The sequence below is a fragment of the Paenibacillus sp. FSL L8-0158 genome (assembly GCF_038592965.1).
In the GTDB taxonomy this organism is placed as follows: Bacteria; Bacillota; Bacilli; order Paenibacillales; family Paenibacillaceae; genus Paenibacillus; species Paenibacillus polymyxa_D.
In genome coordinates, this window is record NZ_CP151949.1 from 558,694 (window position 1) to 571,683 (window position 12,990).

15 protein-coding genes and 1 pseudogene are annotated in these 12,990 nt (G+C 39.8%); 8 read left to right on the forward strand and 8 right to left on the reverse strand.

Going from position 1 to position 12,990, the window contains the following annotated elements; genetic code table 11:
- Positions 1 to 80 precede the first annotated feature (80 nt).
- Positions 81 to 329, forward strand: a complete 249-nt coding sequence (locus NSQ68_RS02475; RefSeq protein WP_307351957.1) for a WGxxGxxG family protein — start codon at positions 81 to 83, stop codon at positions 327 to 329.
- A 226-nt stretch (positions 330 to 555) separates the two neighbouring features.
- On the opposite strand, the gene NSQ68_RS02480 is transcribed toward NSQ68_RS02475, so the two are convergent.
- A complete protein-coding gene (locus NSQ68_RS02480; RefSeq protein WP_342427850.1) occupies positions 556 to 1,059 on the reverse strand; it encodes a hypothetical protein in 504 nt (167 codons plus the stop codon).
- A 137-nt stretch (positions 1,060 to 1,196) separates the two neighbouring features.
- Here NSQ68_RS02480 and NSQ68_RS02485 point away from each other — a divergent pair.
- The 3 genes and pseudogenes from NSQ68_RS02485 (at position 1,197) to NSQ68_RS02495 (ending at position 3,087) form a co-directional block, all read left to right on the forward strand.
- Positions 1,197 to 1,726 (forward strand): annotated as a pseudogene (locus tag NSQ68_RS02485) (glycosyltransferase).
- 224 nt (positions 1,727 to 1,950) lie between these two features.
- On the forward strand, positions 1,951 to 2,832 hold the full coding sequence (locus tag NSQ68_RS02490) for a glycosyltransferase (protein WP_342427851.1): 882 nt from the start codon (positions 1,951 to 1,953) through the stop codon (positions 2,830 to 2,832).
- 147 nt (positions 2,833 to 2,979) lie between these two features.
- Positions 2,980 to 3,087: a hypothetical protein gene (locus NSQ68_RS02495; protein WP_023986758.1), complete on the forward strand. Its 108-nt coding sequence runs from the start codon at positions 2,980 to 2,982 to the stop codon at positions 3,085 to 3,087.
- Between the two features lie 270 nt (positions 3,088 to 3,357).
- Here the strand turns inward: NSQ68_RS02495 and NSQ68_RS02500 are convergent, their stop codons facing one another.
- The 3 genes from NSQ68_RS02500 to NSQ68_RS02510 all read right to left on the reverse strand — a co-directional run bounded on the left by NSQ68_RS02500 (position 3,358) and on the right by NSQ68_RS02510 (position 6,634).
- On the reverse strand, positions 3,358 to 4,302 hold the full coding sequence (locus NSQ68_RS02500) for a hypothetical protein (RefSeq protein ID WP_342427852.1): 945 nt from the start codon (positions 4,300 to 4,302) through the stop codon (positions 3,358 to 3,360).
- 360 nt (positions 4,303 to 4,662) lie between these two features.
- Positions 4,663 to 5,304: a hypothetical protein gene (locus tag NSQ68_RS02505; protein ID WP_342427853.1), complete on the reverse strand. Its 642-nt coding sequence runs from the start codon at positions 5,302 to 5,304 to the stop codon at positions 4,663 to 4,665.
- Positions 5,305 to 5,581: 277 nt separating this feature from the next.
- On the reverse strand, positions 5,582 to 6,634 hold the full coding sequence (locus NSQ68_RS02510) for an SPRY domain-containing protein (protein WP_342427854.1): 1,053 nt from the start codon (positions 6,632 to 6,634) through the stop codon (positions 5,582 to 5,584).
- A gap of 228 nt (positions 6,635 to 6,862) precedes the next feature.
- Between NSQ68_RS02510 and NSQ68_RS02515 the strand changes: the two genes are divergently transcribed.
- Positions 6,863 to 7,678, forward strand: coding sequence for a DUF2935 domain-containing protein (locus NSQ68_RS02515; RefSeq protein ID WP_342427855.1), 816 nt, complete (start codon positions 6,863 to 6,865; stop codon positions 7,676 to 7,678).
- Positions 7,679 to 7,812: 134 nt separating this feature from the next.
- Here NSQ68_RS02515 and NSQ68_RS02520 read toward each other — a convergent pair whose 3' ends face one another.
- The 3 genes from NSQ68_RS02520 to NSQ68_RS02530 all read right to left on the reverse strand — a co-directional run bounded on the left by NSQ68_RS02520 (position 7,813) and on the right by NSQ68_RS02530 (position 9,789).
- Positions 7,813 to 8,712 (reverse strand): alpha/beta fold hydrolase, encoded by a 900-nt coding sequence (locus NSQ68_RS02520; protein ID WP_342427856.1) that lies wholly within the window; start codon positions 8,710 to 8,712, stop codon positions 7,813 to 7,815.
- A gap of 151 nt (positions 8,713 to 8,863) precedes the next feature.
- On the reverse strand, positions 8,864 to 9,229 hold the full coding sequence (locus NSQ68_RS02525) for a cupin domain-containing protein (RefSeq protein WP_039270324.1): 366 nt from the start codon (positions 9,227 to 9,229) through the stop codon (positions 8,864 to 8,866).
- 17 nt (positions 9,230 to 9,246) lie between these two features.
- Positions 9,247 to 9,789 (reverse strand): GNAT family protein, encoded by a 543-nt coding sequence (locus NSQ68_RS02530; RefSeq protein ID WP_342427857.1) that lies wholly within the window; start codon positions 9,787 to 9,789, stop codon positions 9,247 to 9,249.
- A gap of 175 nt (positions 9,790 to 9,964) precedes the next feature.
- On the opposite strand from NSQ68_RS02530, the gene NSQ68_RS02535 reads away from it, so the two are divergent.
- Both NSQ68_RS02535 and NSQ68_RS02540 read left to right on the forward strand, forming a co-directional pair.
- The gene (locus NSQ68_RS02535) at positions 9,965 to 10,819 is read left to right on the forward strand and encodes an aminoglycoside 6-adenylyltransferase (protein ID WP_342427858.1); all 855 of its coding nucleotides are present in this window, start codon (positions 9,965 to 9,967) and stop codon (positions 10,817 to 10,819) included.
- Positions 10,803 to 11,396: a dienelactone hydrolase family protein gene (locus NSQ68_RS02540; RefSeq protein WP_307351975.1), complete on the forward strand. Its 594-nt coding sequence runs from the start codon at positions 10,803 to 10,805 to the stop codon at positions 11,394 to 11,396. Before NSQ68_RS02535 ends, NSQ68_RS02540 begins: the two co-directional genes overlap by 17 nt.
- Positions 11,397 to 11,412: 16 nt before the next feature.
- Here NSQ68_RS02540 and NSQ68_RS02545 read toward each other — a convergent pair whose 3' ends face one another.
- Positions 11,413 to 12,102, reverse strand: coding sequence for a winged helix-turn-helix domain-containing protein (locus NSQ68_RS02545; protein ID WP_342427859.1), 690 nt, complete (start codon positions 12,100 to 12,102; stop codon positions 11,413 to 11,415).
- 98 nt (positions 12,103 to 12,200) lie between these two features.
- On the opposite strand from NSQ68_RS02545, the gene NSQ68_RS02550 reads away from it, so the two are divergent.
- Positions 12,201 to 12,839 carry a flavin reductase family protein gene (locus NSQ68_RS02550; RefSeq protein WP_342427860.1) on the forward strand — a complete coding sequence of 213 codons (639 nt, stop codon included), beginning with the start codon at positions 12,201 to 12,203 and terminating at the stop codon, positions 12,837 to 12,839.
- Positions 12,840 to 12,990: the final 151 nt, after the last annotated feature.

The window sequence follows — 12,990 nt, forward strand, 5'->3', positions numbered from 1 at the left end:
TAAGAAATAAGTTCTACAGGGCATGCTAAATACATTAAAAAATTGATTTGCAAACACAAATTTAAAGGAGTGGTTTAGGTATGTTGAAAAAAATGAAGATAATGGTTGTTGTTGCATTAATGATTTCAAGCTTTGGAGCGGCAGTAGCATTTGCTGAAAACAGTCAAAACAATATGGGCACAAACGACAATGGTAGAACACAAATGCTGACTACTAATAATAATGCTGACGATAATGATAATAATAATTGGGGGTGGCTTGGTCTGTTGGGGTTAATTGGCTTGGCAGGTTTAAAACGTCGCGAGCCTGAAAACCACAGTAAAAGATAATCGTAAATACACTCAAAAACAACTAAACAATCCCCGCTAACCATACTTGGTCGGCGGGGATTGTTTACTTTTAGAATTCACCACACCGATCACCGAATAGCTATTTGAGGTGATCAGCATGAACCATACATATGAAGTGTTAAAGTCGGATAATAGAACTATCCGCAGGCTGCAATAAGCCAGGTGATTACTCACTTACTTAAAACGTCAGGGTATATTTTCGGTTTTATGTAGTAGTGGGTAATGCAGTTTCATTCTCTTCATTATTTTTAACTTTTCTTGTTATTTTCTTAGTTCTCCGTCTAAGAATGACGAACATATAAACTATAGCAATCAAAAATGACTTTATATAGAAAATGTCATGTAATTGTTGATAATAGAAAGACAAAACCAAAATAAAAGTAAAGACAGAGACAATAATCCTTACCGCCAGATGATGAATAAACTTTATAAATTTACTATGTTCATTACTTTTTTGAAGATCAATTATTAAGTATAGTACAAAAACAGGTATGGCAATCAAAGCTCCTTTTAATATATCCTCTATTGATTGCGATCTAAGTGTAATAAATATTAGATACGACAAAGCAAGCGTGCCAAAAGTAATAAAGGAAGTGACGGCATTTTTAAAATTTAAGAATCCTAATAACCACCGTACTAGTACTTTGAAAGGATATAATATAAGAATTAGTGCAAACAAGCCCATGAATACTTCTATCATATATTCCATTCTAACTCTCCTTTGTGCATGGCTTCTCACAATGACGGAAAGCTGTAGATAATCAATAATCCTCTGTATAAAGCCGGATATTTCAACCATAATAAGACAGCCTGTTTTATTCCAAACGTACAGAGGAGCAGATGAAATTGAAAAACAAATGGCTATTGGCTTTGCCGTTAACCTTGGCGCTCGTTTTTAGCATGACTCCTTTAGTAGTCGCGCAAGCTAAAATAGGGGAGCAGAAGGATTCTGCTTGCCTAAGTTCCAAAATGGTGCAACTGAAGGGCGATATGCAGAAGGTATGGATCAACCATACGATATGGACGAGGAACTATATTGTCAGCGCCATATCTAATCTTCAAGATCAGAAGGACGTATTGGACCGGCTGCCAAAGCGGGCAATCAGGCGGATGTGAAAAAGCTAGAGACGGATTGGCATACAAACGCCGACGATATCGCCAAATTTTTAAGTGATGCGAATCCGAACTGGCAGTTTAAAACGTTACAAGATATGCTATATACGCACCTTCAGTTGATTACGGAATTAGTCCTTGACTATATTAAAGGAGATTGGAAAGCGGGTATTGCAGCAACTGACAAAAACGAGATCCATATGATTCATTTAGCCGACATTCTGACAGAAGGCATTGTCAAACAGTTTCCTGAAAAATTTTAAGTGAGCGCTATAGACGCTACTAAGCAGATTAGCTTTCTATAATCACCCCCAAAGGGTGGCTATGGAAAGCTTTTTTTACCGAGAAGCCGCCTCAAAATATATTTCAATACATATACTTGGAGCATGAACATTCGAAGAAATAGTTTTCGAGAAAAATAGGGAAGTTGGCTTTTATGCAAAATAATATTTTCTAATTTTAAAATGTAGAATGGAGGGAACTTCTTGTGCCACGAGCTTCAGTTATACTACCAGTTTATAACACTGTGCCCTTTGTTTGGGAAGCAATCCACAGTATATTAGCTCAAACCTATTCCGATTTTGAATTGATTATTATTGATGATGGCTCAACAGATGGATCCGCTTTTGTTATTTCACAGATAACAGATCCTAGAGTGGTTAAAATATTCCATAGTACCAATCAAGGTTTGGTTGCTACTTTAAACGAGGGATTCAATAGGGCAACTGGTGAATATATCGTTCGTATGGATAGCGATGATATTTCTACACCAGATCGACTGGATGTGCAAATATCATTCATGGATCAAAATCCCTTAATTGATATATGCGGTGCTGCTTTTACTACTTCTAGTGGAGGGGCACTTAAGGTGAATCCGGCTAGTCATGAAGAAATTAGAACATGGTTGTTATTTCATTGCTGTATCTGCCATCCTGCTACAATAATACGTAATAGCATGATACATCGGCTAAACATTCAATATGATAGTAGTTATCCTCATGCCGAAGACTACGAACTGTGGAACCGATTAGCCTCTCAGGTACAAATAGCAAACCTCCCCATAAGCTTATTATATTATCGTCAACATAAAGGACAAGTGTCCATTCAGCACAGAGCAATACAAGACGCCACCGCTCGGAGAATTCGACAAAGACAGTTTAGCCAGTTGGGCTTGGAATTATCAGATGAAGAGAATCAGATGATGCTGAATATTCTTGAGTTTAAAATTAATCCCTATGATTATAATTGCTACACTAAAGCTGTGGGATTTGCAAATTGGGTGTTGGATCAAAACCGTAAGTATCAGATTTACAATCAGGAACTATTAAGCATGGCTTTTTCGCGGTGTATATCCCATCTTCCATATTAACAAAGATATCAGCAAGCGATCGGAAAGTATCCTAATATTCCGCTGGCATGCGTAAATGGAGTGTTTTTTATGTTTACCTGAATACCCGGTCATAAAACATATTTACACATATATTAAGATGACGACAAATAAAGGAGGGCTAAAGCTATGAGCGGATGTGCAGGTGCAGCTGTTTGCGGTGTGTGGACTTCTACAGCGGCTATTTTGGTGCTCTATATCCTCTTGGTTATCATCCTTAAATCATGTTGGGTTTAATTTTGTGAAAAGAATTGTATGATAATGACCCACAATCAAGTTCAACGACCTTCTTTCATATCTGCCTGAAATTAGATTAGATAAAAAGCTCTGCTAACCTTATGGGTCGGCAGCGCTTTTTGCATTTGAACAATTTCCTAATCACTTTAAATATATCAAACATGCTGCGATTGTACACCTTATTGTAAGCAACCTTGCGTGGGTTTTGATCCACTTAAGCCGCGAGGCATCTTGAGTCCTGCACAGCGGGCAGTCTGCCTCTCTTGTTGTTTATTTAGTTGAATACTCGCTTACTTCAAATGTAAGAATTTTGTTGAATATTACGTAGTCCTTACGGTTGCTGAATGGACCTTTGTTATTATTATGTTTATCAATGGCAAAGAAAGAAGCACCTCTACCGGCATCTTTAGCATCATACCAAGCGACAAAGGCATTCAGTTCTTTTTTACTCAGATCGAATTCTTTATCCAATCCATTGTCCATCGTTACAACCAAGATGGCACGGTCACCACTAGGTTGTTCTGGTTCGGTTGGATCAGACGGATCGGGCGTGGATTTCTTTACAATAGCATTTGCTTCATTGGATACAACTTGATCCATGGAGATATTCGCAGAAACTACGTAATAATAGGTAGTGTTTTCTTCAACTTTATTATCAGTATAAGAAGTACCAGAAATATCTGAGGCAATTTCTTCATACGGACCCCCAGGGGCTAGTGCTCTTTCAATTTTATAAGTAGTGACTCCTGTTATTTCACTCCACTGCAATTGGATATTTTCTTCATTCCCTGTTGCATTAAGAGTTAATGAATTTTCAGGTTGTTGGTAGGGGAGGAACCCTTCTGGAATACTGTGCGTGAATGGAGTCGCACCAAAATTTGTGTCAAACGAAAAGCTGCCAGCTGAACCACCTGTGATCGAAGGAGTCACAATCTCTCCTGGAAGATCGCTTGGTTTTAAGGTACTTGTATAAACGAATACACCATTCTTATACCAGCTTATCTTGTCATCTTCCATATTCAAAGCCACACCAATAACGTCCTTTAATGTGTAGGTCTTTCCAGAAGAAACGATCCCCGGATAAGTGTTTCCGTTTGCAGCATAATACATCCAATTCTGAAGAGCTCCTGCACCTGGTCCATTGTATTGCTTACCTTCACCAACGATACAATGCCAGTTGTGGTATTTGCTTGACCTGTTACTGTGACTTCCCAATACCATTTTCCTTTGGTTTTTCCCACACTTGCTTTAGTTCCACTTGAATCTACGGTGGCCGAAACAGACTGGCTCTTTTCCCACACTACGTTTTTTGTAGCAGCGTATGTCGAGGAACTAAAACATATTAGAGTAATAAATCCCAGTAGCAATAATGACGAAATAACTCGTTTCAAAATAATCTCTCCTTATTTATGTATTATTTATGCGAGTTTAGCAGTTTCAATATGTATCGTCTAAACAGTTTAATGCATATATTAAATAATAAGTAAAATAATTACTTTTTAACAATGAAACGTAACAGTTTAATTCTGTTTTTGCTTAAAAGAAAAAGCCCCGAAGGGCTTACATGATTAAAATTTATTGATTTTCTTTCGCGAGAAAAGAGGCTGCTAACAGTGTAGTATTCGTATAGCCACCTGAAACATTTTCATATGAAAAATTAGCGATAGGAACTCCAATAACTGAAGCAGCGTCTCCTTCAAAAATTTCTCCACTTGCTCCAGGATAAACTGCCATTATTGTATTATCATTTTCATCACTAATATAAACGATAGCTGTTGTTCCTATAGGAATGTTATCTTCTTCTATATCTATTACATCCCCGCTTATTTTTACAAATTTGTTTAAGTATAAGTTCAAATTTTTATTTAAGTGTTTTGTTGTTACGGATTTGTCCACTAGATTAATGACTTTGCTTTTATCTGTGGAAGGAAATAAGTCACTGTTTTTAACAATGAAGTCATAAGATGTTTGTTCCATAGAAGCTTGGTCTTCTGTTAAAACGGGTGTCCCATCTTTCATGAATTCGGCAAATACATATTGTTTATCCGTGACCTGATTTGTAGAAGCTTGCTGAGCAGTATTTCCATTGCTTGTTGTTTGTTCGGTAGCAAAGGATGTACTTGAAGACCCAGACCTTGTCGCTGTTTCTTTAAAATTGCTCCCACAAGCTGTTAGAGCTACAGAAAGTAGAGCAAAGGATAGAACTTTTTTTAACATGACGAATTCTCCTGCGAGTATCCTCATCGGTTGAGGTAGTTGCTCATTTTATCTTGTTACCTTTATTATCGAATATTAGTGTTGAATACATAAGCAAAGCACAGCCTCCAGACTTTTTGGAAGCCGTGCTTTTTTGTTGAAATAAAACGATTTGCAAACCTTTAGTCTAGAAAAAATGTATCGTCCAGTACAGCAGTTTAGGCGTGATTTCGAGATTAAGTAAATATAAAGAAGGACCTCATCGGCAAGTTAGCCGACATGAAGCCCTTCATCATATTTATTTAGTTGAATATTCGCTTACTTCAAATGTGAGAATTTTGTTGAAGATTACGTAGTCTTTGCGATTGCTGAATGGACCTTTGTTGTTATTGTGCTTGTCAATGGCAAAGAAAGAGGCACCTCTACCAGCATCTTTAGCGTCATACCAAGCGATGAAGGCATTGAGTTCTTTTTTGCTCAGGTCGAATTCCTTATCAAACCCATTGTCCATGGTTACAGTCAGAATAGCTCGGTCACCAGTAGGTTGTGAGGAACCATCTGTATCTGACGGATCCGGTGTAGTAGACGGATCGGGCTTTGTGGACGGATCCGGTGTAGTAGACGGATCGGGCTTTGTAGACGGATCCGGTGTAGTAGATGGGTCAGGTGTAGTAGATGGGTCAGGTGTAGTAGATGGATCCGGTGTAGTAGACGGATCAGGCTTAGTGGATGGATCTGGTGTAGTAGACGGATCAGGCTTTGTAGATGTACCCGAATCTTGATAAGGTAAAAAACCTTCTGGTACAGAATATTTAAAATCGCTTGCTCCAAAATTAGCTTCGTAAGTCATTTTTCCGCCAGTTCCATTCATGACCATCGGGAAAACCTGTGTTCCTTCTAGTTCAGATGGTTTAACGGTGTTGGCTCCCAGGGAAACGCCATTCTTGTACCAAACAATTTTGTCGTTATCTAAGTCCAGTGCAACACCGATAACATCATTAAGTCCAAACAAAGGACCATAAGCTGTTCGTACGTCTGATGTAATTTTATTTATAATTTCACCACTATAACCGTAGTATGCTTGATATTTCGGACCAGATTCACCTGTTATTCCTACTAATGAAATACTGTGACTAACCTTTACTTCCCAATACCATTTTCCTTTTGTTTTTCCCACTGTTGCCTTGTCGCTTGCTCCAACTTCCCCAAGAGAAGTTACTACAGACCCGTTTTTCCAAGTCACATTTGTAGTCTCAGCCTTTGTAACGGTAGGGAACAATGAGAACAACGAAGCTCCAATGAGAAGGGCTAACACTATTGTTCCTAGTTTTCTGAATATAATATTGTTCATGACTTCCTCCTAAATATATGTAATAACAAGTGAATTATAGAACTAGATTGGGAGAATTGTCCAAACATTAAATGATATAAATTCAAATATGAGTATTATTATGGAATTTAATTTGTTGACTTCAAAATTAGATTTGTATGAGATTTGGAACTTCATCATTCATAATGACAAGGCATATCCCATATGACTAAGTAAGTGCTTTTTTGCTCACATAGAGGAGGGATATGATTGGATGCATTCGTTTCACGCTCATTAGATGAAATACGATTTTGGTCCAGGATTATGAAGGAGCATTCCTTTTTTCTGGGGTTAGGTTTTAGAGCGGAAGATACTCAACTTAAAACAGAAGCCAATCAGTTTTACGCTATTTTTGAGGATATCGAGAAAAGGTCGTATGAATTTAATAACAAGACAGATCCTTATACAATCAAAGAGTTTAATACGGAAGTTCAGAATGCAGCGACGAATATTTGGGCATTTAAGAGGATGGTATTGGGTCTTATATTACAATGTAAGCTTCCTGGACAAACCAATTTTCCTTTACTGGTAGATCACGTAAGCCGGGAAGCAAATTATTTCAGAAATCGTTTAGGAGAACTCAATTCAGGAAAGCTTGAACCCTTACCTGATGCAATTATTGATGAAAATGTATTTTTCTTAAAAATCATGGCCGATCACGCAAAATTTATAGGCCATTTGCTTGATCCATCCGAACGTAAACTGGTTGAACAAGCTAGGGAGTTTAGTAATGATTTTGATATGCTGATGTTTCAAGCGATTGACTTAAGTCATATGCGGCCACAGTCACAGACCGTTCCACTGCTGAGTCAATTTGTTGATGAAAACCGTGTCTCTGTGAAGTCCTTGCGTGATTTTAAGAAAACAGCGCGTGATTTAATCGACGAGTGCCGAATAAAAAGCATTATCCATCCTTTATTAGCCGATCATGTATTCCGTGAAGCTGAGAGGTTCCTTTTTATTCTCGATATGTTTGATCAATCCTTATCAGGTGTTAAGGTGAATAAGAGAGAAATCATGCACTGAGAGAGCCCTGCATAAAGAATGCAGTTTCTGTAAAATGTCCAGTGGAAATAAAGCTTTAGACTGAACAAAAAATCAAACAGCGGCGGACCAAGACTTGAAAAATAAAGTCTTAGACAGCCGCTGTTGTCATCCAACTAACGTGTATGGGCATATAGAAAATCCAATATGTCAGCATTAAGTCCCTTATGGAAATGTTCGCGATCAAAGCCGGGAGGGTCTTGCGATGGGAGAAAGGCCGGAGTCCTCATCGATTCCGGGAAAGCACTCAGAAAGGAGAAATGTCCAGCGTTTTTTACTGTTTTGTATTGTACCTTCTTAGGGTCCAACACGCCACCCAATATTATACGCGCGTGTAAAGAAGGGGTGTACTGATCCTTCTCTGCATCCATCATTAAGATAGGTAGATTAACCGTACGCAAGCTATCTTCAGCTCGAAACCAGACCGACGCTGGCGCTAGTAAAACGAGGCATTTTACTCGGTAATCGGGTGTAACCTCTATAAGCTGGGGCTTTCCGTCCGAGGTCTCGTGAGGAAAAGAAGTCGGCACGCCACCTGCCGCTGCTAATGCCGTATAACCACCCATGGAATGTCCAATGAGCGACACAGCATTCTGTATCAAATTGTCCTTGAACAGCATACTATCGAAAAACCAATCGGTGGCCATATTAAGATGTCTAGGTCTATAGATAAGATTCTGGGCTGTTCCTTCCAAACTATTGTCATTACGATTGTTAAATGGATGCTCTGGAATACCGACAATAAAACCATTACGTGCTAAATACTGCGCCAAAATCCGATACACAAGCGGTGTACTGCCAGTACCGTGAGAGATGATAACCAAAGGGAATCTTCCTTCCGATGGCTCTGCCTCTCTCGCCAACTCTAACTGGTATGGACCCAATCGTTCTATTTGTTCGGGTTCGTCCGTTGGATACATTACCATCATGGGAAATGTAATGCCTAGGGAGGAATCCTTTATTTCTACTTCTCGCCATCCTGCATAACTACTCTTAAATTCTGCGTTTCTTATCATCCACCATACCTTTGCTTTCTCGAAATTTTTGTTTAACTATCCTCCTGCCCGTTGCTTAATGAAATAATGGGCAGCTGCCGAGTGTATACGGCTCCATCTCCGAGCAACTTCAATTTTTCTTGTTCACTATCTTCTAATTATTGCTATATATTTAAATCCAAGTATCATTGGCTGCCGTTAATTCTGACTCTGCTCCTCCAGTATTTACTACACCTCTCGGCTCTACTAGCATGATATGGCACTCCTCATGGGCAAAAGGTTTATGTTCGACCCCCTTAGGTACAATAAACATCTCTCCTTGAGAAACCTGTACCCGTCCATCTCTAAAATCAATGAACATCTCGCCTTCAAGTACAATAAAGACCTCGTCGGTATCTTGATGATCGTGCCATACAAAATCCCCAACTATTTTCACCAATTTAAATTGATAGTCATTCATTTCACCAATAACTTTTGGAGACCAATGATCACTAAACTTAGATAACTTTTCATTCAGCTTGATGGATTGATACTTCATAATACCCTCCTTTTAAACTAGATATCCTCTGACGGATTTATAATCGCCAGAACCTGGTGATCCTCCCACTTTCCGTTGATCTTTACGTTGCTTCGAGAGATGCCTTCTTTGTGAAAGCCAGCCTTCTCGAGCACACGGATAGATCCTGGATTCTGAGGAGAGGCTTCCCCGAAGATCCGGTGAAACTTTAGCTCATCGAAAGCATAGCGAACCACCTGCTTCACCGCCTCCGTCGTATAGCCCTTACCGTTATATGCTTGGTCTAGGCTGTATCCGATCATACAGCTCTGAAGCGGTCCCCTCACCACAAAAGATAGACTTATGCTGCCTAAAATCCGATCGTCCTCCTTGTGGCATACCACAAAGGAATATTTCCGGTCCTCCAGCATGTCGGCCTTGCTCTTAATAATCGTCTGGAGCTGGTACTCCTCCGTATAGTATTTCTCTTGGTTGTTTGGCGAAAACTTCTCAAAGAATTCCCGATTGCGCTTGTACATTGCTGCCAATTCTGCGGCGTCCGTCTCCTCAGAGAACCGGATGTATACTTGCTGCTCCGACATCAGCACCATCCTTCCAAACTATAATACTGAAAGAATTATACCACAGGCTGAAGATTAGAAATTGATTTGATGATGGTGTATATCAGGAAGCATTCTTTGAATGCTAACTAAAAAATATATACCGTAATTATTGGATTGGATATAATGTTTTCTAAAAAAGGGAGGATATATTGTAATGAATAATGCTTACGAAGTGCTCGAGGAGCGCATATCCGAGTGGGGACTCTCTAATGAAGAAATTATTGCGATTTATATCGTTGGGTCTCGGGCGAGAAAGGACAAACCTTTTGATGAGTTTTCAGACTTGGATGTGGTCGTCTTTTCAACGAATCCAGATTACTATCTTCAAAATGATGAATGGTTACTAAACATCGGCAAGGTTTGGACCAGCTTTATGTTTCGAACGACAAAAGGAGATCCGGAAAAACTAGTTCTTTTTGACCAAGGGGCTGAGGTTGATTTTCTATTCCGTCATACATCCGATCTGGATCATATAATCAAAAATGGGCGTATTCCTGAAGGGTTTCAGCGGGGGGTTAGGATGCTGCTCGATAAGACGGGAAATGGAAACCAAATCATCCCTCAAACCACTACGATTCCGGGTACTCCTCCGATATCTGAAGATGCTTATCTACAGGTTGTTAATATGTATGGCTTCGCCTCTTTGTATGTAGCTAAACAAATTTTGCGCAATGATCTGTGGGTAGCTAAGCAAAGGGATACGGACTGTAAACAATTATTGCTGCAAATGATACAGTGGCATGCAAAAGCTGTACATGGTTCGGAATATGATACTTGGCATGCAGGGAAATTCATGAATGAATGGGCTGATCAAGATGTCGTTGCGGATTTGAAAAAATCTTTTGGGGAATATGATCCCGATCATAGTTGGGAAGCACTGATCGTATCCTTTGAGTTATTCAACCGATTATCCTCGGAAGTGGCGGCTAAGTATAATTATGCGTATCCGGATGAATTGTTTTCCCATATTCAAACCTGGTTAGGGGTGCAATATGATAAGCATAGATAAGAAGTCGGACACCCTAATCGTTGTGCTTCATGAAATTTATGGGATTAACCAGCATATACGAAAATTTTGCAGCTTACTATCGAATCAGGGTTATGACGTCATTTGTCCAAATTTACTAGGCGAGGAAACGCCTTATGACTATTCGCAAGTGGAAACTGCCTACACCAATTTTATGGATAATATAGGATTCGAGCGGGCTTTCTATCATATCGAAACTTTATTATTAAGTATTCGAGCGCGCTATAAAAAGGTATTTATCGTCGGATTTAGCATAGGGGCAACGATTGCCTGGCTGTGTAGTAAAGAAAAGTACGTTGATGGAATCGTAGGATACTATGGGTCTCGTATTAGAAATTATTTAGAAATAGCTCCACATTGTCCAACATTGCTTTTTTTTCCACAGGAAGAACCATCATTTAATGTGGATGAGCTCATTTCAACTTTAGATAACCGTAATATCCGGGTACATAAATTCAGTGGACAGCACGGATTCAGTGACCCGTACTCTCCCCGATATAACGTACACTCAGCTCAGCAATCATTTAAAGAAATGGTAGAGTTTTTCAAGGAAGGTTGATCAATGAACTGTTCATCTAGTCGACCTCTATCGAAAATATCTCCTTAAAACCTCTTTTACCCTCGGCTGTAATGCGTATCGCTCGGGTTGTGGGCAGACGCTCGATCCAATTTAATTCGAATAATCTGTCCAGAACAGCACTTCCTAAAGCACCTGCAAGGTGATGGCGTCGTTCACTCCAATCCAGGCATTTATGTGAGAAGGAGCGGCGCTTTTGTCTTGTTTTTTTCAGGTCAATCTGAAAGTCAGTGAAGAAAGTCTCTCCTGGTTCCGTAATATGAAGCCCGTCCTGATCCTCGGAAAGAATCCCCTTTTGCATGAAAAAACTCATGAGCTGTACGCCTAATTGACCGGCAACATGATCGTAGCAAGTTCTTGCCAACCGTATGGCCTCGTTTTCGGAGGCTTGTTTGAATGACTTGATTGGAACAGGTGGAGCTATGGATAAAAGTGACTCCATCACCCGGGCAACTTCGAGGTCTTGAATGCCATAGTAACGGTGACGCCCTTGTTTTTCTACAGTAACGACTTGTGCCTCGGTCATTTTAGCCAGATGGAAGCTGGCCGTTTGCGGTTTGATGCCTGCCATATGGGCCAATTCACTTGCCGTGTGGAACCTGCCGTCTAATAAAGCGGTGAGTATAGCTGCACGGGAAGGCTCGCTGACAAGAGAAGCAATCATGGCTACATTTGACTTGGTGCTCATGGCACGGTTATCCCCCTTTGTAATCCATACTTCGATGAAGGTTGAAATATTTATATTTTACAATAGAGAGATAGATCTGAATAGAAGGAGAAGAGATAATGAACCCAATAAATCAGATGAATGAGATGAATTATACCCCAGACGTTAAAACGATTAACCCGAGCATTTTATATTACGGAACCCCTGTGATTTTACTCAATACGCAGAATGAGGATGGAACAACCAATATTAGCCCCATTTCCTCCTCGTGGGCATTAGGAGATTGTGTGGTACTAGGTATTGGAATTGGCGGGAAAGCATTTGAAAATATGAAGCAGCATCCCGAATGTGTAATCAACGTCCCGGGGCCTTCGATGTGGGAGAATGTAGAACGTTTGGCTCCTTATACAGGCAAGAATCCTGTTCCAGCGGAAAAGAAGGAACATGGATTTATGCACCATAAAGATAAGTATGAGATCAGCGGACTCACTTCGATTGAGTCGAATAGGGTCAAGCCCGCCCGGATCAGGGAGTGCCCTATTCAAATTGAAGCCAAGGTGAAGGATGTAAGAATCCCTAACCATTCTCCTTATTTTGCGATCGTCGAAACTCAAGCCATCCAGGTGCATGCTCATCAGGATATCATCCTCGGTGAGAATCATATTGATCCGACAAAGTGGAGCCCACTCATCTATAATTTCCGTCATTATTTTGGTTTGGGTGAGCATTTGGGCAAAACCTTCCGATCTGAAACCTGATATTTTAATAAAATAATAATATCCTACCTGAATAATGAGAATTATCTTCCCAAATCGTTCTTTTTGTGCGAGAATGATTGAAAAATCATCCATGAGTACGCATACAAGAAGAGACGATTCATACAGCACGTATAACAAGGGAGGAAATAAC

Excerpts from the sequence above, each read along its gene's own strand:
- NSQ68_RS02475 (WP_307351957.1), top strand. The coding sequence starts at position 81 with ATGTTGAAAAAAATGAAGATAATGGTTGTTGTTGCATTAATGATTTCA.
- NSQ68_RS02480 (WP_342427850.1), bottom strand. The coding sequence starts at position 1,059 with ATGGAATATATGATAGAAGTATTCATGGGCTTGTTTGCACTAATTCTT.
- NSQ68_RS02495 (WP_023986758.1), top strand. The coding sequence starts at position 2,980 with ATGAGCGGATGTGCAGGTGCAGCTGTTTGCGGTGTGTGGACTTCTACA.
- NSQ68_RS02505 (WP_342427853.1), bottom strand. The coding sequence starts at position 5,304 with ATGTTAAAAAAAGTTCTATCCTTTGCTCTACTTTCTGTAGCTCTAACA.
- NSQ68_RS02510 (WP_342427854.1), bottom strand. The coding sequence starts at position 6,634 with ATGAACAATATTATATTCAGAAAACTAGGAACAATAGTGTTAGCCCTT.
- NSQ68_RS02520 (WP_342427856.1), bottom strand. The coding sequence starts at position 8,712 with ATGATAAGAAACGCAGAATTTAAGAGTAGTTATGCAGGATGGCGAGAA.
- NSQ68_RS02525 (WP_039270324.1), bottom strand. The coding sequence starts at position 9,229 with ATGAAGTATCAATCCATCAAGCTGAATGAAAAGTTATCTAAGTTTAGT.
- NSQ68_RS02530 (WP_342427857.1), bottom strand. The coding sequence starts at position 9,789 with ATGTCGGAGCAGCAAGTATACATCCGGTTCTCTGAGGAGACGGACGCC.
- NSQ68_RS02535 (WP_342427858.1), top strand. The coding sequence starts at position 9,965 with ATGAATAATGCTTACGAAGTGCTCGAGGAGCGCATATCCGAGTGGGGA.
- NSQ68_RS02540 (WP_307351975.1), top strand. The coding sequence starts at position 10,803 with ATGATAAGCATAGATAAGAAGTCGGACACCCTAATCGTTGTGCTTCAT.
- NSQ68_RS02545 (WP_342427859.1), bottom strand. The coding sequence starts at position 12,102 with ATGAGCACCAAGTCAAATGTAGCCATGATTGCTTCTCTTGTCAGCGAG.
- NSQ68_RS02550 (WP_342427860.1), top strand. The coding sequence starts at position 12,201 with ATGAACCCAATAAATCAGATGAATGAGATGAATTATACCCCAGACGTT.